Genomic DNA, 22,148 nt, shown 5'->3' with positions numbered 1-22,148 from the left:
AAATTATCGCTACGATGTTGTGATTCAATAGAGAGACTTGTTTCTCTCGATTCGAAATTTTGATCAAAAGGAATATATGTTCCTCTATCAACCCCTATGTCAGTAACATTTTAGGTAAACTTATCTGTTGTTTTGCGAAAATGTTAACTTTTCAGAATTATTAACTTAATTTTAAGCTTTAAAACTATCACATCCCGTTAGTTATCGAATTATTCATGCCGTTACAAGATTTTATTTTCTACTTTAAGTTAGGTTGGAGCCATATCATCAGTGCCGATGCTTTGGATCACCAGCTGTTTATATTGGCCCTGGTTGCAATTTACAGCTACACTAACCTAAAGCAAGTATTGATTTTGGTAACTGCATTTACAGTAGGGCATTCGCTAACTTTACTTTTGAGTGTGCTCGATATTATTCGTTTTGATAGCAAATGGGTAGAGTTTTTAATTCCCTGCACTATTGTCATTACTGCAGTGAGTAATCTATTTAGAAAGAATTTTTCCTTAAAATCGATCAAGATAAATTATTTTTTGGCGCTTGGTTTTGGATTGGTACACGGGATGGGTTTTGCAAACTCTATTAGAATGATGCTTGCGAAAGACCAGAATATAGGCTGGGGTTTGTTCGGCTTTAATGTTGGTTTAGAAGCAGGGCAGGTTTTTATGGTTTTAATCATTTTATTAATTACGTTTATTATTTTTAATTACACCAGAATTAGGCGCTTTAGCTGGGTTTTGTTTATATCGGCAGCCGTATTTAGCCTGGCTTTAAAAATGGCTTTAGAAAGAATACCCTTTTAGCATTAGAAAACATCATGAATAAATTGTTTACATTAACTGGCCTGCTTCTTATTTCTGGTAGCATGGCTACGGCTCAAAACATTCAGAACAATCCTGGTAGCAACCATGGAAATAAATTTGAGCAGTTGGGTACTATTTTGCCTACCCCAAATGAGCAGCGTACAGCAAGTGGTGCGCCAGGCGTAAAGTATTGGCAACAACGAGCGGACTATAACATTAAGTGCGAATTGGATGAAAAAAACCTGATGTTGACAGGTTCTGAAACTATTACCTATACCAATAATTCTCCTGATCCTTTAACTTACATTTGGTTGCAACTGGATGAAAATGAACACAGTACTTCTAAAAGTGCAAATTACCAGGATGCAACGAAAATGCCTGCCGGCGGAACTACGCAAACACTTGATCAATTGAGTGCCAAAGGCGATAATGGCAACGGGATCAACATTACCAAACTGACAGATGCAACAGGCAAGAGTTTAAAATACACGGTGAATAAAACCATGATGAGGGTTGATTTGCCCGTAGCTTTAAAAACCGGACAGAAGTATATTTTCAATATCAATTGGAATTACAAAATTACTGACAGGATGAGCGTTGGCGGCAGAGGTGGATATGAGTTTTTCCCTGCAGATGGGAATTATCTTTTCACCATGACGCAGTGGTATCCCCGTTTATGTGTGTACAGCGATTTTCAGGGTTGGCAAAACCACCAGTTTACAGGCAGAGGTGAGTTTGCCTTAACTTTCGGCGACTTTAAAGTTCAAATGACCGTTCCAGCTGATCACCTGGTTGGATCAACTGGTGAATGTATCAACTACAGCGCAGTGTTAACACCAACCCAGTTGAGCAGATACAACACCGCAAAAACAGCTACAGCTCCGGTAGAAATCCAGACCTTAGCCGAAGCAAAAGCTGCTGAGGGTAAAAAATCTACTGCTAAAAAAACCTGGGTATTTAATGCCAACAACGTTCGTGATTTCGCATGGACTTCTTCCAGGAAATTTGTTTGGGATGCTATGCCACAAAAAATTGAGGCTAACAACAACACCGTAATGTGTATGAGTTTTTATGGTAAGGAAGCTTACAATTTATACAGCAAATTCTCTACAAGAGCGGTAGCGCACACCATTAAAACTTATTCTGATTTTACCATCCCATATCCTTACCCGGTAGCACAAAGTATTGAAGCCGCCAACGGAATGGAATATCCAATGATATGTTTCAACTACGGCCGTACCGATGCAGACGGAACGTACAGCGAAAGCACCAAAAACGGAATGTTGGGCGTAATTATTCACGAGGTTGGGCATAACTTTTTCCCAATGATTGTAAACAGTGATGAGCGCCAGTGGACCTGGATGGATGAGGGTTTAAATTCATTTGTTGAATACTTAACGGAAGAACTTTGGGACAATAAATTTCCGAGCAAGAAAGGCCCGGCTTATACCATTGTTGATTATATGAAATTGCCGAAGGATGAGCTCGAGCCAATCATGACTAACTCTGAAAATATTGTTCGCTTTGGTCCGAATGCTTACTCAAAGCCGGCTACAGGTTTAAATATCCTTCGCGAAACCATTATGGGAAGGGAATTATTTGACTATGCTTTCAAAGAATATTCGAGAAGGTGGGCATTTAAACATCCTGAACCTGCTGATTTGTTTCGTACCATGGAAGATGCCAGCGGCGAAGATTTAGACTGGTTTTGGAGAGGTTGGTTTTATGGAACAGATCCTTGTGATATCTCTTTGGATAGCGTGAAATTTGCCAAAGCTGATTTTCCGAAAGAGGTGCCGGCGGCAAGATCTAGAATGGTTAAAGTGGACAAGCCTGCTTTAAATGCTTTCGAAGATATTTCGAAAATCAGAAACCGTGAGGATAAGAAAATTAATTTCTACGTTGATAAAAATACAGGCGCACAAGATTTCTATTATAAGTATGATAGAGGTATGGTTACCGTTGATACCACTGCTACAACAAAACAAGAAACGGCAATGCCTTACGAAGTTGTCCCGGAAGGAGACCAGGCCAAGTATGCGAATAAATTTTTGTACGAGCTGAGTTTTAGTAATAAGGGCGGTTTGGTTATGCCAATTATTGTAGAATTCGCGTATAAAGATGGAAGCAAGGAAATTGATCGTATCCCTGCACAAATCTGGAGGCACAATGAGTTGAAAACATCTAAGTTTTATGTTAAGGATAAAGAAGTAGCTTCAATTTTAGTTGATCCATTACGTGAAACAGCTGATATTGATACAAGTAATAACACTTGGGGCGGCAAAGCAAAAGAAAGTAAATTCAGAGCATTTAAAATGAAAGCTGCAACCGCGGTTAGAGGCCAGTCGGTTGGCTCAAACCCAATGAAAGTGGCAGGAAGTAAATAGATATTTTACTGTTTGATTAGAAATCCTCGTTGAATAATTTCAGCGAGGATTTTTTTTACTTAGTAAATCAAAAGTTCAACTTTAGATTTACTAGGTTGATGCTAATTTAAAGTCAATGAGATAGGATTAGGAAATTATGAAATAAAAAACCAACGGTTTTAAATCGTTTTGAACTTCGGTTGGAATCTCTTCATTTTATTCCAACTATTTCTAACTTTTCTGCCTGTTTCTTGTTTATCCTGTAATTCCGAATCCCCCTAACTGTTTTAAGGTTTTACACGAGGAAGAGAGCTCATCAAAATTGCTTATCACATCAATTTTGACTAAATTTGGTTAACAATGGAATTCAATATTACTTCAGAATATAAACCTACCGGAGATCAGCCAAATGCAATTAAGCAATTGGTTGATGGTGTAAACGCCAACGAACATTATCAAACATTATTGGGTGTTACAGGCTCTGGAAAAACATTTACCATAGCCAACGTAATTGAGCAAACCCAGAAGCCCACGCTAATTTTAAGTCATAACAAAACTTTGGCCGCTCAGCTTTATGGCGAGTTCAAGAATTTCTTTCCTGAGAATTCGGTTAATTACTTCGTTTCCTATTACGATTACTATCAGCCAGAGGCTTTTATAGCTTCGAGCAATACCTATATTGAAAAAGATTTAAGCATTAACGAGGAGATTGAAAAACTCCGTTTGCGCACCACATCGTCTTTAATGAGCGGTCGAAGAGATATTATTGTGGTTTCCTCCATCTCCTGCATTTACGGTATGGGAAATCCTGAAGATTTTTCCCGGATGGTTTTCCGATTTGGCGTAGGTTTAAGGATTTCTAGAAATGCTTTTTTACATAGTTTGGTAGAAATCTTATACTCTCGCACCACAACTGAGTTTAAACGGGGAACTTTTAGGGTTAAGGGTGATACCGTAGATATTTACCCGGCATATTTAGATCATGCCTATCGCATTTCTTTTTTCGGCGATGATATTGAAGAACTTTCTGCCATCGATCCGGTATCGGGTAAAACATTGGAAAAGTTGGAAGATATGGCCATTTACCCGGCCAACCTCTTTGTTACCCCAAAAGATCGGTTTAATCAATCGATCTGGGGAATTCAGGAAGAACTGGAAATCCGCAAAAACCAGTTGATCGCCGACAGGCATTTATTGGAAGCAAAAAGATTGGAAGAACGCACTAACTTCGATATCGAAATGATGAAGGAGTTGGGTTATTGCTCAGGAATTGAAAATTATTCACGTTTCTTCGATGGTCGCCAGCCTGGTATGCGTCCTTTCTGTTTGTTAGATTATTTTCCAGATGATTATCTGATGGTGATTGACGAAAGCCACGTTACGGTGCCGCAGATCAGGGCCATGTATGGTGGCGATAGGTCACGAAAACTATCACTCGTAGAGTATGGATTTCGTTTGCCAGCTGCGCTGGATAACAGACCGCTAAATTTTAACGAGTTTGAGGCTTTGGCACCGCAAACCATATATGTAAGCGCAACGCCTGCCGAATATGAACTGGAGAAATCGGAAGGTGTGGTGGTAGAGCAAGTGATTCGTCCGACGGGTTTACTTGATCCGGTAATCGAAATCAGGCCTGCAATTAATCAGGTAGATGATTTGCTGGATGAAATCGATTTAACCATAAAAGATGGCGGACGTATTTTGGTAACAACTTTAACCAAACGCATGGCCGAAGAATTGACCAAATATCTGGATCGTTTAAACATTAAAACAAGATACATCCACTCGGAGATAAAAACTTTAGAAAGGGTAGAAATTCTTCGTGGTTTACGTTTAGGGGAATTCGATGTTTTAGTGGGTATTAACTTGCTGCGTGAGGGACTGGATTTACCAGAGGTAACTTTGGTAGCCATTTTGGATGCTGATAAAGAAGGCTTTTTACGGTCAGAGAAATCACTCATTCAAACCATTGGACGTGCCGCCCGTAACGATCGGGGCAGGGTAATTATGTATGCAGACGGAATCACCGAGAGCATGGAAAAGACAATTTCTGAAACCAACCGTCGTCGCGATATACAAATTGCTTACAATCTCGAGCATGGCATTACCCCTAAAACAGTTGGTAAATCTCGCGAAGCGATTTTAGAGCAGACTTCAGTACTTGATTTCTCTCAGAAAGCCAGTGATAATAAAGCAAGAGCTTATGTAGAAAATGCAGAAATTAGCATTGCTGCTGATCCAATTGTACAATATATGGGTAAAGCTGAGTTGCAAAAAGCGATAGATAATACCAAAAAGGACATGCAGAAAGCCGCAAAAGATATGGACTTTTTACAGGCTGCAAAATTGCGTGATGAAATGTTTGCCCTGGAAAAAATGTATAACGAAAAGTTTGCTAAGTAACGTTTTTACTTCCATATTGCTAAAAATCGAAATTTATTCAGAATTTTGAAGCAAATGAACGGTCAGAACAGAAAAGATATTTACCCAGGTTTAGAAGTTGGCATCATCTTAAAAAAGGATCAGCGCTCAGGAAATATTACTTATGGGGTGGTTCAAGCGCTACTTACCTCAGCGGCTTTTCACTCACGTGGAATCAAAGTAAAGTTGGAAGATGGGCAGGTTGGGAGAGTGGCAGAAATTGTAGAAGAATAAAACTTTCTTTCATATTTTCGCCTTTTAGGTTTGTAATGGGAATGCAATTAAAGAATTGAGACGTAACAAAATAAATTTTGGTACGTCTATATTTGTAACAACAGTAAATTAAAGAATGGCATTTATTAAATTTATATTCATCGCAATATTAGTTCTTTGGATCATCAGAATGTTGATTCGATTGATATTGCCGATGCTGTTTAATAACCTGGCCAGCAAAATGCAACAACAAGCAAGCGGACAGGGGCAGCAGCAACAACGAAGATCGAAACCGGAAGGCGCAATATCTATAGATTATATGCCGCCTAAACCCGATCAAAGTAAAACGGATAAACTCGGCGACTTTGTAGATTACGAAGAAGTTAAATAGAATTCAAGTCCTGATGAAAATCGGGACTTTTTTTTGCTTTAGCTACAACGATGACTTCCTTCGAAAGATAAGATAGGTATCCACAACTGTTGGTCGACGAGGAATGATTTTTCATCATTTCGTGGCAATCTACCATTGATGTCTTTGTTTTTCGTCATTGCGATTCCGATTTTATCGGGAGAAGCAATCTCATTTGATAGCACAAACCAAGAATGAGATTGCTTCGTACCTCGCCTGCCTTCCGCAGACAGGCAATGACGACCGCCTTAAACTATAACCAATTTTCGCTTAATTCCTTTCCCGCTGATTGCGGAGATTTACGCAGATCGCTATCTTATCTGCGTAAATCATTTTAATCCGCGGGTTAATCTCTCGCCTCCACGTCATTGCGAGGCACGAAGCAATCCCAGTGCGATAGAATACAAAACCATAATTGTAAGTTTGCTTCGTGCCTCGCAATTGCGAGAAATGCTTCTTAAGCATTTCATGACAATCTCGTAAAGTTCAACCTCTATTCAGAGTTTAATATCCGATTCTCAAATTCGCAAACTCACAATATCATGTACAGCCTCCTCAATTTTTCCATATTGGAATTCAAACCCATTATCGAGTAATACAGCTGGTTTTACCCACCTGCTTTTTAAAATTAATTCGGTTTCGGTACCAATAATTGCCGCACCAATACTAAGCAACCAGGCTGGCGTGGGTAAACCAAACGGAATTCCGTAGGTTTTTCTAATGGTTTTCATGAGCGTGTTATTGGTCACGGCATCTGGAGAAGTACAATTTACTACACCGCTAATGGCTTCGTTTTCTAGTAACCATTGAATGCTGTGAATCGCATCTTGTTCATGTACCCAATTCACAAACTGATTGCCATCACCTTGTTTGCCACCTAAACCAAATTTTACCAGGTTAAGCAATCTTGGAAATGCGCCATCGCTGCGGCCCAATACAATTCCCATTCTTAGCGCTATTTTTCTCGTTCCAGGCGTTTCTGTCTCGAAAAAACAACTTTCCCAGGCTTTGCATACATCAATAGAAAAGCCGTAGCCAATTTCTCCCGTATATTCATCTTGTGGGCGATCTTCGGCATGGCGATAAATAGTAGCGGAAGTAATATTAATCCAAAGCTTAGGCGGATTGAGCAAAGTCTGTATCACAGTATTTAACAGGCGAGTAGGAATAACCCTTGAATCTATTATTTCCTGCTGATTTTGTTTGGTATACCTACAGTTTACGTTTTTGCCGCACAGGTTTACCAATAAATCAGCGCTGTCAATAGCTTCGGTCCAATTACCTTCCGTTTTCCCATTCCATAAAATTGTTCTTACATTTCCATTTTGCGCTTTTTCCTTTCTACTCAAAATGATTACTTCGTTTGCTAAGCCACTAAAGTGCTTGGCTAACAAGCCACCCAAATACCCATTTCCACCAGCTAACACTATTTTATTGTAAATCATGACTGCTAAAAGTTAAAAATTAAACCTAAAATAATTAGACGATAAACTGCCCAGGTAATACTCATTACCAAACCCAGTTTCAAAATGTTACTTCTTCGAATATGTTCTAGAAACATTAGGCCGGCTACAACTAAAAAGTATAAAACATAAAGTGCGGGATGGATATTAAAAAGCTGATGAACCAGCAAACCTACGGTCAAGAGAAGTGAGCCAGCAAAAGAAATCGTCATCATATTGCCTAAATAATCCCAAAGCTTCTCTTTGCGGTAAAAACTAATAATTAAACCTTGAAAAAATATTTGTCCGCCACAAATAAAATACTCCCGATAAGCACTTCCCAGTGGAACATAATCGCTTAATAAATGGGCGTAAGCCGTTAAAATGTATGCCGTTAAAAACCAGGTAAACAGGAGGTAGGCAATACGATAGTGAATTTTAAAAGTAGGTTGAACACTATCGGCTTTGGTATTTGCAGGAATAATAATTTTTCTGTTGTAGGAAACGAAAGCGTAAAACTTAGCCATAATGAAAAGGAATGGCCCAAATGCAAATAGCGGCTTAAATACCGGCATGGCATGACCAATGATTTTAAACAAACTTTTTATACCATAAGTTACTTCGCCATTTTCCGTATTAACTAATGCAATTTCATTAGCCGCCCGTTGCCTGTCAACCAGCGGACAAAGATGTGCCGGCGTATGCTGGTAGGCTGCTCTTCCGTTTAAATCCAACATGCCAGCTTTTACAAATCCCTTGGTATAAAAGTGGCACATTGGACATTCTTCATCAAATAAAATGACGTGGTTGTTTAGCGTTTTCATCGTTTCTATATTTTAAACTTTCAGTAAAAAATGAAAGATTGGGTTAAAAAATAAAGCCGCTTAGGCTTTAAACTCCTCCACTTCTGGGAGGGTTGGAGTTGGGGCTATTTAAAAACCTTTAAAACAGATCCCCAGAACCAACTTTCTTCAGCTTTTAGCATGGTTTCCAGTGTTTTATCTACATTTCCAGCAAGCTTATTAATATCGGTGATCGATTTTTTAAACGTTTTGTATTCCGGATCTTTATCATCGCCCTGAACAGAAGAAAGCTCGTTTAATACTTTCAATACCGGCTCCAACTCTCTCTTTTTTCTCTCCTTGGCTACTTGCCTGGCAATGTTCCAAACATCTTTATCTGCAAAAAAGTATTCCTTTCTTTCGCCGGCTTTATGCTGCTTTTCAATCAATCCCCATCCAATTAAATCTCTCAAAGTCATATTCGCATTTCCCCTGGAGATACTCAAAGTTTCCATAATCTCTTCGGTAGTTAATGCTTCAGGAGAAATTAATAATAAGGCATGCACCTGAGCCATTGTACGGTTAACGCCCCATTCCGATCCCAACTTACCCCATGCTTCAATGAATTTTAGTTTTGCTGCTGCTAATTCCATAAACAAATATAACAACATTTTTAAAGTTTCAAAAATTATTGAAAGTTTATTTTTTTTGAAAGTTGTTATTTGGAATCTCTTTTAACCTGGTCTATCAATTGCTGGAAACCAGCATTCTCCTCTAAGGTATTTAGCAAATCGATTTGGCCTCGATCAAAGTAAACAGAAAGGCGTAAAACGGGCAAGGCGAGCTTTGGCTCAAACATAGTTCCGGGGGCAAAGCCGGGTTCATTGTTTTTCGCTCTGTCGCGATCAAACTTAACCGTTGTATGCACATATTCCTCATGCTGCTTTTCGCCTTTCATATACGGAATTAACCAAGCAACACTTTTTTGTATCGAAGAGCCGGCGCCAGATTGATAGGTGTAAAAATTTTCGCCTTTTGCCCGATCAATCATAATGGCAAGCTCCAGCATCGGTTCCAGGTCATAAATATGATAGTGCATAGCATCACGTTCTTTGAAATCTAAACTGGTACCGTCAGCATACAAATTGATATTGATATGCTGCTTTAATTTTTCAATTGTCCAATCGATCAATGCCTTGTCGTTTAGCGTGTAGCCAATTTCCCCAACAACCTTTAATCGGTGTGCATTCCAGTTGTTTATGGCGGTGCCTCTGCCGGATTGCATTCGCTTGCTGTTAATCTCTGCCAAGGCGGTTTCCTTTAGCCATTTTTCGATCAATGCCTTGTCTTTACCACCAATAAAATCTTTAATGAGATCATAGGCTTCAACCGCTTTATCCAAATTGGTATCATCTATCGGGTTACCATTTGGCTGGTTAATTTTTGCCCATGCGATTAAGAAGGACAAAGATTTGTCTAAATATTGTTTATTTCCATTAAGCCGATATTGTAGCGCAAGCGTATACATTTTATTCATATCGGCCAATGCCTGCTGAGTTTTTACCTTTTTTGGATTTCCTTTTAATAGACCTTCAGTCCTGATCGTATCAATCGGATTTGGTTGTTCCAGGAGAAAAGAAGAAACCAGTTTTTCAAAACTACGGTAAAGCTTTTTATTCTTCTCCGTTGATGAATTTTCCAACTTCAAAGTCGATATCTCCTTTTGATTAAGACTGACAATTTGTGTAAAACCTGAAAACGAAGCCAATAGAATCAGCACTGTAATCACAAACTTTCTCATAATAAAAGGGTTGAAATGTAAATTGATTATACAAAACTAAATTTTTATTCCACTCACATTTAATTAATTCCTTTTTTATCCCGCCCAAATTTTTATTTTTGACGTTCGTTTAAACTTAAACAAACCTTAATGAATAACTGGTTTAATAAAAATGGCATCCACCTCGCCATTATTGCATTTTTTGTAGTCATTACCTTTGCCTACTTCAGTCCTGTTTTGCAGGGAAAAGCGCCACAACAAGGCGATGTTTTGCAGGCAAAAGCCATGCAGAAAGAAATTATGGATGTGAAGGCTGCAACTGGAAAAGGTCCGCTTTGGACTAACCAGATGTTTGGAGGGATGCCAGCTTATCAAATATGGGTACAATATCCATTAAATATTACCACTTACGGTATCGATGTAATTAAAGGTGTATTTCCTGATCCTGTTGGTACAGTGCTTTTATATTTGCTGGGCGCTTATTTACTGTTTTGCGTACTCAAAATTAATCCCTGGCTTGCTGCAGCAGGAGCGATTGCATTTGCGTTTACTTCCTATAACTTTATCATTATTGCCGCCGGGCACAGTAATAAAGCATTGGCCATAGGTTTCTTTGCACCAATTTTAGCTTCAATCATCCTGGTTTTAAGAGGAAGATATTTAGTTGGGGCGAGTTTATTGGCGCTATTTATGGCTTTGGAAATCCGTTCCAACCATATCCAAATGACGTATTATCTTTTTATAGCCTTGTTTATTTTGGCTTGTATTGAATTATATCACGCCTACAAAGCCAGCCAATTGGCCACCTTTGGTAAATCAATTGGCTGGGCAGCTGCGGGAATTATCTTAGCAGTTATGGTTAACGCAGGTACACTTTGGACGACTTATGAATATGGCAAAGAAACCATTCGTGGAAAATCAAATTTAACGACTGATAAATCGGAGCCTGCAAACGGTTTAGATAAAGAATATGCTTATCAATGGAGCCAGGGTGTAGGCGAGAGTTTCACCTTTTTAATCCCTAATTTATATGGGGGTGCCAGTGGAGGACAATTAAATCCTGACGGTAAATTTATCAAGATCTTGCAAGATGGAACAGTATCAAATGTTTTAGGTCCAATATATGGTCAGGATACAGAAAAAGCATTAAATGCGATAGCTCAAAATGCAGGGTCAAATTATTGGGGTGATAAACCAGGTACTTCCGGACCATATTATTTTGGAGCGATTATTTGTTTCCTTTTTGTATTTGGCCTGTTTGTCGTAAAACACCGTTGGAAATGGTGGATATTGGGAACCAGTATCCTATTATTGTTCCTTTCTTTTGGACAAAATCTTCCTTTTATTTCAGATCTTTTCTTTGACTACCTGCCTGGCTATAATAAATTCAGAGCAGTAGAATCTATTTTGGCTGTTGTAGGTTTATTGGTTCCGCTACTGGCCATACTAGCCATTAAAGAAGCACAGGATGGAAAGTACGATCAAAAATATCTGGTTCAGCGCCTCACCTGGTCTGCAGGTATTACCGGTGGTTTTGCGCTTTTGGTTGCAATAGCCCCGACTGTATTTTTCAGCTTCACCAGTTCAACCCAAGCACAATTAACAACCTGGTTAAATCAAATCACACAAAATAATACTTCACTTACTGCTCAAATTTTGGCAGCGGTAAAAGAGGACCGCGTGAGCCTGGCTCGTGCTGATGCTTTACGTACTTTGCTTTTCATCGCTATCGGCTTTGGCTTAACCTGGGCATTTATCACCAAAAAAATGAACATGCAACTGGCGTTTGGCTTGTTGGCAGTAGTTATCCTGGTTGATTTATGGCAGGTTGATCGCCGCTACTTAAACAATCAAAACTTTGTTGCAAAATCAGATCTCGAAAATCATTATCAACCACGTGATGTAGACAACTTTATTTCTGCTGATAAGGATCCAAACTTCAGGGTTTTTGATTTATCGCTGGGCGATCCATTTAAAAGTGCTGAAACATCGTTTTTTCATAAAACGGTTGGGGGATTCCACTCAGCCAGGTTAAAACGTTTCCAGGAGCTGGTTGATCATCAGTTAACAAAAAGCATCAATCAAGATGTTTTGGATATGTTAAATACCAAATACATCATCACCCAAGATCCGCAAAACGGATCGTATAAGATGCAGCGTAACGCTACTGCTGCGGGTAATGCTTGGTTTGTACAAAGTGTTCAATATGCTAAAAATGCCGATGAAGAGATGAAAGCCATCAGCAGCTTTGACGCGAAAAAAGAAGCAATTGTTGATGAGCAGTATAAATCATTAATCGATACCAAACGTTTGGGTACAGGTGTAGAAGGGTTTATTAAATTGACCAATTATACACCTGATCATTTAACTTATGAATACTCTTCAGCGAAAGATGTGATTGCTGTTTTCTCTGAGATCTACTACAACAAAGGTTGGAAAATGTATATCGACGGGGTTGAGAAGCCTTATTTCAGGGCAGATTACATTCTTCGAGCTGCACAACTTGAAGGTGGGAATCATAAATTGGAATTTATCTTTCACCCAACCTCTTATTATGTAGGAGAAAATATTTCATTGGCAGGTTCAATTTTATTGCTTGCTGGTTTGGGCTTCGGGTTTTACTCAGAAAACAAGAAGAAAAAGAAGATAGTTAAAGGTTAACGGATTAGCTTATAATTCGATTAACCGAACTAAAAGTCTGTTTAAAGCAGGCGCTAAGAAGATAGAAAGTCATCTGATGAATAGAAGTACAAGGCTTTGTTCATTGGATGACTTTTGTGTTTTTGACAAGTTATTTTTCACAGGGATTAGCCCTTTTTATCCTTAAAGCAGTTGCAATATGCAACTTTACCTGCGGTTTTGACATCCTTTATCATTTCGAAGAATAATTTAACAGTCTCGTAACATTTGGTTGATAAACAGTGTCTTACATTTGTAATGTAAAATCAGATGATATGCTAGAGTCATTCTTCGCCGTTTGCTTGTTAATTATTGTACTTTATTTCTTTAGTCCTTTTGAGGTTAAACTTGATGAGGAAGAAGAGTGGTAGGATAATCTTCAATATTTTTAAACTGCTTAATTCAGGCGGTAATAAATTCTTCTCCCCTAAATTTCCCGGTTATGGATAAAAGAACCATTGATGTAGTCGTAATTTCCGATGTACATTTGGGCACCTACGGCTGTCATGCCAAAGAGCTTCTCAAATATTTGAAGAGTATTAAACCTAAAACCCTTATCCTAAACGGAGACATCATCGATATCTGGCAGTTTAGTAAAAGCTATTGGCCCGAATCGCATATGAAGGTGATCCGCAAGCTGATGAAGTTTGTATCTGAAGGGGTTCAGGTATATTATTTAACAGGAAATCACGATGAAATGCTAAGGAAGTTTGATGGGATGGAGATGGGCAGCTTTCACCTCCAGAATAAATTAATTTTAGAGCTCGACGGTAAAAAAGCCTGGTTTTTCCATGGAGATGTTTTCGATGTAACGATGCAGCATTCTAAATGGTTAGCCAAAATGGGCGCCGTTGGATATGATACATTGATTCTGATTAATAGCTTCGTGAACTGGATCCTCACCGCTTTTGGCCGTGAGAAAATGAGTTTCTCGAAGAAAATTAAGGCAAAGTTTAAAGATGCTGTAAAGTTTATTAACAGCTTTGAACAAACTGCTGCCGAATTGGCCATCGAGAAAGGATACAATTACGTGGTGTGTGGACATATTCATCAGGCAGAAAAAAGGAATATCACAACTGAAGATGGCGGGGTAACCTACTTGAACAGTGGCGACTGGGTAGAAAGTTTAACCGCTTTGGAGTATCAAGATCAAAGTTGGACCATTTTTAAATACAATCATATAGATTTTATCAAAGATGAATTAGACGAGGGGATCTTATCAGATGCTGAAGATTTAAAAAGTAAACTCGATGTAAACATACTTTTACAACATATTAAGTATGAAATTGCTCAATAATTTTAGATATTCGGGCACAAATGAAAATACTTTACGCAATTCAGGGAACAGGAAACGGTCACATTAGCCGGGCGAGGGAAATTATTCCATTGCTTCAAAAATACGGCGAACTCGATATTTTAGTGAGCGGTACACAGGCAGATGTTAAGCTTAGCCAGCCAGTGAAATATCAATTACATGGCTTCAGCTTCATTTTTGGGAAAAAAGGTGGTGTAGATCATTTTGCTACCTGGTTAAGCATGAATCTTTTTCGTTTCAGAAAAGACATGAAGCAATTGCCGCTGAAAGAATATGATCTGATTGTGAACGACTTTGAGCCTGTAAGTGCCTGGGCTTGTAAACTGCAGGGAATTGACTGTGTATCGCTTAGTCACCAAGCGGCCTTTAAATCAAAGAAAGTACCGCGACCTAGAACATTGGATTGGGGAAAGTTGATTCTAAGCCGTTATGCACCAACTAAATACCACATCGGATTTCACTTTGATCGATACGATACCTTTATTCACACCCCAGTAATCAGGGCTGAAATTAGGGCAATGAGAAGTGAAAACTTGGGTCATTATACTGTTTACTTACCAGCTGTTGATGATAAAAGGTTGGTTCAGTTATTTTCACAAATTCCTCAAGTGAAATGGGAGGTTTTCTCTAAACATAATAAAGAAGCTTACACTCACGAAAATGTTTCTGTACAGCCCGTAAACAATGAAAAATTTAACAAAAGCCTGGCTACCTGCGAAGGTTTATTTACCGGTGGGGGTTTCGAAGGGCCAGCGGAGGCGCTTTATTTAAAGAAAAAATTACTGGTTGCACCCATGCGCTTTCAGTTTGAGCAACAATGCAATGCTTATGCACTCAAGCAATTTGGCTTGCCTGTAATCTGGGGAAGCACAAGAAATTGGTTGCCTATTGTTAAAGATTGGGTTAATAATCCGCAGAAACATGAATTCGATTTCCCTGATGAAACGGAAAAGATTATTGATGATATGGTGAAAAAATATGCGAGGGTGTAGTTTTTAGTATGGAGTTCGTAGTGTTAAGTCCTTAGTCTGGGGCTAAAGTTTGCTCCTTGCTCTTTATTCCTTACTCCTTATTCATTGCTCCTTGCTCATTATTCCTTTCTCCTTGCTCTTTCATCCTTACCCTTTTGTCCTTTCAGCTTTTTATCTTTACTTTGCCTACTCTTTAAAAAGGCATGATTAATCAGTTTCGACAGTTAAATCCAATTAACCTCTTGTTTCTATTGGCTTACACATTTTTGATGCGTATTGCCATTTTTTATGAGACGCCAAGTCAGCTGAATTTTGATTTTTTGGAGCCTTTCGCCAGGCTGTTGATCAACATTGATTTAGATAATGCATTTTCGGCTTCAGCCAATATCTTTTTCGCGGCAGTAATCGTTTTTTCACAGGCCTTAATTTTTAATAGAGTTATCAATAACCACAATTTGCTGGCTAAACCAAGCTTTTTGCCTGCATTAATGTACATCACCGGGATGAGCTTATTCATGCCCTTCATGATTTTAAGTCCTGCGTTGATCGCTAATTTCTTATTGATCTGGGTGATTGATAAATTTTTAAAATTGGGCAAGAGCGCAAATTCCATTACCACAGTTTTTGATATCGGAATGATCATTGGCGTTGGAACGCTGATCTATTTTCCGTTCATGGCTATGTTATTGATGATTTTTTTAGCGCTTTTGCTTTTTAGATCTTTTAACTGGCGGGAGTGGGTTGCTGGCCTCGTGGGATTTATCACCGTGTTTTTCTTTCTTGCTGTATTTTATTACTGGCGTGATAACCTATCCTCTTTTTACCAGATCTGGAAACCTTTGGGCAATAAGTTTCCTTCTGTTTTTCAGGTGAACTATAACGATTATCTGGTGCTAATTCCGGTCGCTATTATTATCGTTCTGGCGTCTTTACAACTGCGTGAAAACTTTTTCAGAAGCTTTATCAGCACACGGAAAGGATTTCAATTGCTGTTTTTTATGTTCATTGTTGCAGGTGCCAGTTTCTATTTAAAACCAAACTTTCGGATCTGGCATTTTCTGCTCTGCGTACCGCCCGGATCAGTATTGCTGGCTTATTATTTCAGCAATGCGAAAAAGCGTTGGTTTTACGAAACCCTCTTTGTTTTATTTGTCCTATCTATACAATACTTTCTTTTCGTTTAACCTTTTTTAACAAAATACTAGATCAAAACTTAACAAAGATTGATAGCTTTGTGGCAGGATTTTGCGATTAATGCTTTTTGGATTGTAATTCGCTTGATAGAGATAGGTAGTATATCAAACAAATTTTCGTGTTAAAATACATAAATGCATAGTTTAAGCATTGATATAGGTAATTCATCGGTGAAGGTGGCTGTTTTTGCAGGAAAAGAAATCGTTCATCATCAACGGTTGGCTAAGCTGGGTATTTTAGATCTTGGTCAGCTAATCGACAAGTTTTCGCCCAAAAAATCAATCATCAGCAGTGTAAATCAAGAGATTGGAGCGCTGGAGGAATATCTAAAAAAACACACTCAATACGTCCGGTTTTCTGCGACCCTAACTAAAGGCGTTACGAATAGATACGAAACACTGATAACCCTTGGGTTGGATAGATGGGCAGGAATTTTAGGCGCAAATAGTTTATTCGCAAACGATGCTTGCCTGGTGGTTGATGCCGGAACCTGTATTACTTATGATCTGCTTACCAGCAAAAAAGAATATTTTGGCGGAAGTATAAGCCCCGGGATAGCCATGCGTTTTAAAGCTGTACATGAGTACACAGGGAGATTACCTTTGATAGATTGGAGTGCAAACGAAGCCATACCAGAAGGTAAGGACACGCAATCGGCCATAAAAAATGGTGTTTTGCAAGGAATTATAAATGAAATTGAAGGCTTTATCGCCTTAAATAATATAAAAGAAAGTGCTTTAAAGGTGATTATAACAGGTGGCGATGCTAATTTTTTGTATAAGCAATTACAAAACAGCATCTTTGCGCCTCAAATTATACAAGATCCCTATATCGTATTAAAAGGATTAAATGAAGCTATTGCAGATTAAAATGTACAAAAGAATCAATTATATTGCAGCCATACTCGTTCTAGTTTGTGGTTTAGGTGCTCAGGCGCAGGTTACCACTTCATCTCCATATTCAAGGTATGGACTTGGAAATATCAAGGGTTCATTGTTGCCACAGTTAAGGGCAATGGGCGGTATTTCTACTGCAGTAAATTCCATTACAGGATTTAATAACATCAACATGCAAAATCCTGCATCATATTCAGCCATCACTTTAACTACTATTGATGTAGGCATGAGTGCAGGCTTAACCAGTTTAACCCGAAATAACTTAAGCGAAACCAGTTTCAATGCTACTTTCAGCCACCTGGCATTTGCCATTCCGGTAAGTAGAAGATCGGCATTCAGTTTTGGAATCCTTCCTTATTCTGATTTAGGTTATTCTTACAGAAACAAGGTGAAAATTGATACCACCAGCGTAGATCAACTTTATGAAGGTGAAGGTGGTTTGTCAAAAGCCTATATCGGTTATGGCTATCGTATTGGCGATCACTTAAGAATTGGTGCCAATGCAGAATACATTTTTGGTAATCTTCAAACAACAAGAGCAACAGAATATGCCCTTGCAGGTGCAATCAATGCAAAACTTCAAAATAAAAATAGCGTAGGTGGCTTAAACGTTTCCTATGGTATTCAATATGATTTTAATGTTGGCAAAAGAACATCAGTAACTTTGGGCTACTCAGGAAGTAACTCGGGTAAATTAAATTCTAACCAAACATTTTTTGCTACCCAGTATACCAGAGATGCTGCTGGTAATGAAAGTACTGCGCTTGATACTTTAAATTCGGTAGATAACGGGAAATCGAACTTGACTTTACCATTAACGCACAATTTTGGTATCTCCATTAAACAAAGTGATAAATGGTTAATCGGGGCCGATTTTAGAATGAGCAAATGGGCTGCAACCAGTATTAACAATGTAAATTCTGGCTTACAGGATAGCTGGGGTGCATCATTGGGTGGCCAGTGGACACCAGATGCGACTTCGTATAATAGCTATATGAAACGTATTGATTATCGTTTAGGCGTAAATTACGATAAAACCTACATTCAGATTAATAATCAGGACATTAAACAAATGGGCGCTTCATTAGGTTTTGGATTTCCATTGCCAAGTGCTAACGCAGGTTCGGCGTTCTATAAAATTAACTTCACAACAGAAGTTGGTCAGCGGGGAACGGTAAGCAATAACCTCGTAAAAGAAAAATTCATTAACTTTCATTTAGGATTTACACTTAACGATACCTGGTTCCGTAGATATAGAGTTGATTAATGAAACCGCAAACTTTTTTCTTTGGTTTAATGCTGGGTATGCCATTATTTTTGGCATCCTGTGGCGATGACGACTTGAAAAAAGCAAATCCGGTTGCCATCAACAAAATCACTTTTTCCAGAGACAGAACTATTGGCGTAGAAGTGATATACAGTGATTCTGCTCGTGTAAAAGCCAAAGGAAATGCCCCAATCATGGATAAGGTTACCCCATCAGAAGGTGCAATCTATCAGGAAATGCCCAAAGGGGTAAATATCGACTTTTTCAATCCAAACGGAACCATTGATGGAAACCTCGTTTGTGATTACGCCATCCGTAAGGATCAGGATAAAAAGACGGAGTTTAGAAAAAATGTAGTTGTTAAAAATAGCAAGGGCGATACTTTTTCTTCCCAGGAGTTGATTTGGGATGAAATAAAGAAGATTTTCTACTCTACACAACGTGTTTACGTAAAGGGCGCCGATGGTAGCGAAGGCAATGGGATCAACTTCGAGGCTCCACAGGATTTCAGTACCTATTCAATGGAAACCGGAAGTGGCGATCTAAATATGAAGGAAGGCATAGCGCCATAAGAGATGACAGAATGAGTGAGTTTTGAATGAGTGAATAGCTAGGTAATACCTCAAGTTTTTATATCATTCTCTCATTTTATCCTTCTTTCATTCTCTAATTAAGCAATTCTATTTCCCTAAATATTAAACACTTGATAAATAAAATTTTGTGTTTTCTTTTTTAAGGCAAATTTGTATCTTGCGCCCTCTTAAAAAAAACTAAATAAATTTATAATTACAATATGGGATTAATGACATTTTTGCGTAACCGTGCTGGCTATATCTTGGTCTTCGCAATCGGTTTTGCAATTGTTGCATTTTTAGTAGGCGATGCAATTAACGTGGGTAAGCCTTTTTGGTCGGCAAATCAAAAAGTAGTGGGTACGGTTGATGGGAATGATATCAGTATTGATGATTTTCAACCAAAAGTAGATCAGAGTTTAAATCAATACAAACAACAATTCGGCGGAAGCTTAAATCCTCAAATGACAGCTATGGCTGTTGATCAGGCCTGGAATGCTGAATTGGCTGGCGTTTTATTGAACAAAGAATATGAGCGTTTAGGTTTAACGGTTTCTGAAGATGAGTTGTTCGACTTATTGCAAGGCCAAAATCCAAGCCCAATCATCAAACAATACTTTTCAAATCCTCAAACAGGTCAGATTGATCGTGCTACTTTGATGAATTTCTTAAAATCAAAAGATGCACAGGCTTTGCAGCAATCAAATATGTTGCAGCAGCAAATCAAAGAACAGTCTTTACAGGCTAAATATTCAAACTTGATCCGTAATTCGGTTTATGTAACTTCACTAGAAGCGACAGATGAATATACCAACCGCAATAAGCTGGCTAACTTTAAATATGTAGGTTTAGATTACAGTACTGTTGCTGATGCTTCGGTGAAATTAACTGATGCAGATTATTCAGCTTATTACGATGAGAACAAAGCTCGTTTCAATAATCCGCAAGAATCTCGTTCCTTCGATTATGTATCTTTCAGCATTCGCCCAACTGCAGCAGATTCTGCAGCAGTAAAAGCACAGGTTGAAAAAATTGCAGCTGATTTCAGAACTTCTAAAAATGATTCTCTTTTCGCCGCAATCAATTCTGATGTTAAAGTACCTTATACTTATTTATCAAAAGGTAAACTGGGTGATGCAGCTTTAGATTCAGCGGTATTTGCTTTGCCAGCGGGAAGTTATTATGGTCCGACATTAACCGGAAATTCTTATAAGTTGGTAAAAGTGATCGATACCCGTTTCTCTCCAGATTCGGTTAAAGTAAAACACATTCTAATTGATCCGGCTAAAGTTGGCGGTGAAGATAAGGCAATTAAGTTAGCCGATTCGTTAAAAGGCTTAATTGCCAAAGGCGGTAACTTCGCGGAGTTAGCCAAAATCTATAGCGTTGATGGTTCGAAAGATCAAGGTGGTTCTTTACCTTCTTTTACCCGTGGCCAAATGGTTCCGGAGTTTGAGAATGCTGCATTCGATGGCAAGGCTGGCGATTTGAAAGTGGTAAAATCACAGTTCGGTTACCACATCATGAGCATTGAAAGACAGATGGGTAATTCGAAAGTGGCGAAATTAGCTTATATTGAGAAAGCATTAGGCGCAAGTAGCAAAACGCAGCAAGCAGCCTATAAAGCGGCAAGCAATTTCTTAAACGATGTTAAAGGGAAAGATTTTGCTAAATATGCACAAGAAAAAGGTTTGAAATTAGCAGTTGCCGATAAGATTAGTGCAACTCAAGGTTTCGCTGCAGGTTTGGATAACCCACGTAAACTCATTCAAGATGCTTATGCTGCCGATAAAGGTGATGTTTTACCTGAAATCTACACCATGACCAATGAATATGTAGTGGCTCGTTTAACCGCTGTTAACCCTAAAGGTATTCTTCCGCTAGAGGCGGTTAAAAAAGAGATTCAGCCGTTGGTATTGAATGAAGTTAAAGCTAAAATGCTTAAAGATAAATTGAACGCTGCCGGTAAAGCAAGTTTAGATCAAATTGCATCTAAAGTGGGTGCCCCGGTTAATCCAGTTCAAAATATCGTATTCGCAAATCCTGTTATTCCAGGTGTTGCGCAAGAAAACAAATTGGTGGGTAGCGTATTCGGTGCACAGCCAGGTAAAGTTTCTGCTCCTGTAGCGGGTGATCGTGGTGTTTATGTTTTTGTTGTGGATGGATTTACTAACCCAGCGCCGATTGCAAACATGTTTAAACAGAAGGAAAGTATGTTGTTAAGCTTAGGCCAACGTTCTGGTCAGGCGGCTTTCCAGGCTTTAATTGATCAGGCTACTATAAAAGACAATCGCGTGAAATTCTATTAATTAGAAATTCCGTAAATTTGCAACCGTCTCCACTTATAGTGGGGACGGTTTTTTTATTTAACAGCCATGGAAATTCAAGAAAATATCGTTAATAAAGTAGCCAGCAGTGGTTTAATTACTTTAAACCTGGAAGATTTTTATCATAAAGGAGAAAGGGTAATCTATGATATCAAGGATAATCTTTTTCACGGGTTAATGTTAAGGGAAAAAGATTTCAGGGCATTTATTAAAGAGCATGATTGGACCCAGTATCAAGATAAGAATGTGGGAATTGTCTGTTCTGCAGATGCCATTGTACCTACCTGGGCATATATGCTCTTAGCCAATAAGCTTCAGCCTTATGCCAATGAAGTCGTTTTTGGCGGGTTGGAAACGCTGGATGCAGTATTGTTTACTAAAGCGCTGGCTAAAATTAATCCACAAGATTATGCGGATGAACGCGTTGTGGTAAAAGGTTGTGGAGATATTGATGTTCCGGTTTCCGCTTATGTAGAAGTAACGAACTTGCTTACACCTGTAGTAAAAAGTATTATGTTTGGCGAGCCTTGTTCTACTGTTCCGGTGTTTAAAAGGAAAGATAGCCCAGCCCAGCCCTAACCTGCAAAAGAGAAAGCTTCAAAGCTTTGTATTTTATCGCGTTTAAATAATTTTAGTTTGGTTGGCTTTTTGTATATATTTCGGATTGATGATATAGCATTACATTCTCAATCGTTATCATCATAACACACAAAC

18 protein-coding genes are annotated in these 22,148 nt (G+C 38.6%); 14 read left to right on the top strand and 4 right to left on the bottom strand.

What is annotated here, in order from left to right:
- Positions 1-215: 215 nt before the first annotated feature.
- The 5 genes from ACZZZC_RS00545 (at position 216) to ACZZZC_RS00525 (ending at position 6,191) form a co-directional block, all read left to right on the top strand.
- Positions 216-800, top strand: a complete 585-nt coding sequence (locus ACZZZC_RS00545) for a HupE/UreJ family protein (RefSeq protein ID WP_463484354.1) — start codon at positions 216-218, stop codon at positions 798-800.
- Positions 801-814: 14 nt separating this feature from the next.
- A complete protein-coding gene (locus ACZZZC_RS00540) occupies positions 815-3,187 on the top strand; it encodes a M1 family metallopeptidase (RefSeq protein WP_463484353.1) in 2,373 nt (790 codons plus the stop codon).
- 339 nt (positions 3,188-3,526) lie between these two features.
- Complete coding sequence (gene uvrB, locus ACZZZC_RS00535) at positions 3,527-5,569, top strand: excinuclease ABC subunit UvrB (protein WP_463484352.1); 2,043 nt, start codon at positions 3,527-3,529, stop codon at positions 5,567-5,569.
- Positions 5,570-5,623: 54 nt separating this feature from the next.
- Positions 5,624-5,821, top strand: coding sequence for a YwbE family protein (locus ACZZZC_RS00530; RefSeq protein WP_463484351.1), 198 nt, complete (start codon positions 5,624-5,626; stop codon positions 5,819-5,821).
- A 115-nt stretch (positions 5,822-5,936) separates the two neighbouring features.
- Positions 5,937-6,191, top strand: a complete 255-nt coding sequence (locus ACZZZC_RS00525; protein ID WP_463484350.1) for a DUF4834 family protein — start codon at positions 5,937-5,939, stop codon at positions 6,189-6,191.
- Positions 6,192-6,727: 536 nt separating this feature from the next.
- On the opposite strand, the gene ACZZZC_RS00520 is transcribed toward ACZZZC_RS00525, so the two are convergent.
- The 4 genes from ACZZZC_RS00520 to ACZZZC_RS00505 form a co-directional block, all read right to left on the bottom strand.
- Entirely contained in the window at positions 6,728-7,654 is a 927-nt protein-coding gene (locus ACZZZC_RS00520) for a TIGR01777 family oxidoreductase (RefSeq protein ID WP_463484349.1), read from the bottom strand.
- Between the two features lie 5 nt (positions 7,655-7,659).
- The gene (locus ACZZZC_RS00515; protein ID WP_463484348.1) at positions 7,660-8,475 is read right to left on the bottom strand and encodes a thiol-disulfide oxidoreductase DCC family protein; all 816 of its coding nucleotides are present in this window, start codon (positions 8,473-8,475) and stop codon (positions 7,660-7,662) included.
- 104 nt (positions 8,476-8,579) lie between these two features.
- On the bottom strand, positions 8,580-9,086 hold the full coding sequence (locus ACZZZC_RS00510; protein WP_463484347.1) for a GbsR/MarR family transcriptional regulator: 507 nt from the start codon (positions 9,084-9,086) through the stop codon (positions 8,580-8,582).
- 65 nt (positions 9,087-9,151) lie between these two features.
- A complete protein-coding gene (locus ACZZZC_RS00505; protein WP_463484346.1) occupies positions 9,152-10,234 on the bottom strand; it encodes an alginate lyase family protein in 1,083 nt (360 codons plus the stop codon).
- Positions 10,235-10,363: 129 nt separating this feature from the next.
- Between ACZZZC_RS00505 and ACZZZC_RS00500 the strand changes: the two genes are divergently transcribed.
- The 9 genes from ACZZZC_RS00500 to ACZZZC_RS00460 all read left to right on the top strand — a co-directional run bounded on the left by ACZZZC_RS00500 (position 10,364) and on the right by ACZZZC_RS00460 (position 22,013).
- Entirely contained in the window at positions 10,364-12,874 is a 2,511-nt protein-coding gene (locus ACZZZC_RS00500) for a YfhO family protein (RefSeq protein ID WP_463484345.1), read from the top strand.
- A 460-nt stretch (positions 12,875-13,334) separates the two neighbouring features.
- Positions 13,335-14,189: a UDP-2,3-diacylglucosamine diphosphatase gene (locus ACZZZC_RS00495; protein WP_463484344.1), complete on the top strand. Its 855-nt coding sequence runs from the start codon at positions 13,335-13,337 to the stop codon at positions 14,187-14,189.
- 20 nt (positions 14,190-14,209) lie between these two features.
- Positions 14,210-15,199, top strand: coding sequence for a glycosyltransferase family protein (locus ACZZZC_RS00490; protein ID WP_463484343.1), 990 nt, complete (start codon positions 14,210-14,212; stop codon positions 15,197-15,199).
- 182 nt (positions 15,200-15,381) lie between these two features.
- Positions 15,382-16,362, top strand: coding sequence for a DUF6427 family protein (locus ACZZZC_RS00485; RefSeq protein WP_463484342.1), 981 nt, complete (start codon positions 15,382-15,384; stop codon positions 16,360-16,362).
- Between the two features lie 144 nt (positions 16,363-16,506).
- Positions 16,507-17,241 (top strand): type III pantothenate kinase, encoded by a 735-nt coding sequence (locus tag ACZZZC_RS00480; protein ID WP_463484341.1) that lies wholly within the window; start codon positions 16,507-16,509, stop codon positions 17,239-17,241.
- Positions 17,222-18,535: a hypothetical protein gene (locus tag ACZZZC_RS00475; protein ID WP_463484340.1), complete on the top strand. Its 1,314-nt coding sequence runs from the start codon at positions 17,222-17,224 to the stop codon at positions 18,533-18,535. Before ACZZZC_RS00480 ends, ACZZZC_RS00475 begins: the two co-directional genes overlap by 20 nt.
- Positions 18,535-19,107 carry an LptA/OstA family protein gene (locus tag ACZZZC_RS00470; RefSeq protein WP_463484339.1) on the top strand — a complete coding sequence of 191 codons (573 nt, stop codon included), beginning with the start codon at positions 18,535-18,537 and terminating at the stop codon, positions 19,105-19,107. The genes ACZZZC_RS00475 and ACZZZC_RS00470 overlap by 1 nt, the downstream gene beginning before the upstream one ends.
- 221 nt (positions 19,108-19,328) lie before the next feature.
- Complete coding sequence (locus tag ACZZZC_RS00465) at positions 19,329-21,416, top strand: peptidylprolyl isomerase (protein ID WP_463486353.1); 2,088 nt, start codon at positions 19,329-19,331, stop codon at positions 21,414-21,416.
- A gap of 66 nt (positions 21,417-21,482) precedes the next feature.
- Positions 21,483-22,013, top strand: a complete 531-nt coding sequence (locus tag ACZZZC_RS00460) for a DUF2480 family protein (protein WP_463484337.1) — start codon at positions 21,483-21,485, stop codon at positions 22,011-22,013.
- Positions 22,014-22,148 lie beyond the last annotated feature (135 nt).

It is taken from the genome of Pedobacter sp. AC212 (assembly GCF_979258625.1).
Note: the sequence above shows the minus strand (reverse complement) of the source record. Positions and strands in the feature narration are given on the sequence as shown.

Excerpts from the sequence above, each read along its gene's own strand:
- ACZZZC_RS00490 (WP_463484343.1), top strand. The coding sequence starts at position 14,210 with ATGAAAATACTTTACGCAATTCAGGGAACAGGAAACGGTCACATTAGC.
- ACZZZC_RS00505 (WP_463484346.1), bottom strand. The coding sequence starts at position 10,234 with ATGAGAAAGTTTGTGATTACAGTGCTGATTCTATTGGCTTCGTTTTCA.
- ACZZZC_RS00475 (WP_463484340.1), top strand. The coding sequence starts at position 17,222 with ATGAAGCTATTGCAGATTAAAATGTACAAAAGAATCAATTATATTGCA.
- ACZZZC_RS00515 (WP_463484348.1), bottom strand. The coding sequence starts at position 8,475 with ATGAAAACGCTAAACAACCACGTCATTTTATTTGATGAAGAATGTCCA.
- ACZZZC_RS00510 (WP_463484347.1), bottom strand. The coding sequence starts at position 9,086 with ATGGAATTAGCAGCAGCAAAACTAAAATTCATTGAAGCATGGGGTAAG.
- ACZZZC_RS00525 (WP_463484350.1), top strand. The coding sequence starts at position 5,937 with ATGGCATTTATTAAATTTATATTCATCGCAATATTAGTTCTTTGGATC.
- uvrB (WP_463484352.1), top strand. The coding sequence starts at position 3,527 with ATGGAATTCAATATTACTTCAGAATATAAACCTACCGGAGATCAGCCA.
- ACZZZC_RS00470 (WP_463484339.1), top strand. The coding sequence starts at position 18,535 with ATGAAACCGCAAACTTTTTTCTTTGGTTTAATGCTGGGTATGCCATTA.
- ACZZZC_RS00495 (WP_463484344.1), top strand. The coding sequence starts at position 13,335 with ATGGATAAAAGAACCATTGATGTAGTCGTAATTTCCGATGTACATTTG.
- ACZZZC_RS00530 (WP_463484351.1), top strand. The coding sequence starts at position 5,624 with ATGAACGGTCAGAACAGAAAAGATATTTACCCAGGTTTAGAAGTTGGC.
- ACZZZC_RS00520 (WP_463484349.1), bottom strand. The coding sequence starts at position 7,654 with ATGATTTACAATAAAATAGTGTTAGCTGGTGGAAATGGGTATTTGGGT.
- ACZZZC_RS00500 (WP_463484345.1), top strand. The coding sequence starts at position 10,364 with ATGAATAACTGGTTTAATAAAAATGGCATCCACCTCGCCATTATTGCA.
- ACZZZC_RS00480 (WP_463484341.1), top strand. The coding sequence starts at position 16,507 with ATGCATAGTTTAAGCATTGATATAGGTAATTCATCGGTGAAGGTGGCT.
- ACZZZC_RS00540 (WP_463484353.1), top strand. The coding sequence starts at position 815 with ATGAATAAATTGTTTACATTAACTGGCCTGCTTCTTATTTCTGGTAGC.
- ACZZZC_RS00545 (WP_463484354.1), top strand. The coding sequence starts at position 216 with ATGCCGTTACAAGATTTTATTTTCTACTTTAAGTTAGGTTGGAGCCAT.
- ACZZZC_RS00485 (WP_463484342.1), top strand. The coding sequence starts at position 15,382 with ATGATTAATCAGTTTCGACAGTTAAATCCAATTAACCTCTTGTTTCTA.
- ACZZZC_RS00460 (WP_463484337.1), top strand. The coding sequence starts at position 21,483 with ATGGAAATTCAAGAAAATATCGTTAATAAAGTAGCCAGCAGTGGTTTA.
- ACZZZC_RS00465 (WP_463486353.1), top strand. The coding sequence starts at position 19,329 with ATGGGATTAATGACATTTTTGCGTAACCGTGCTGGCTATATCTTGGTC.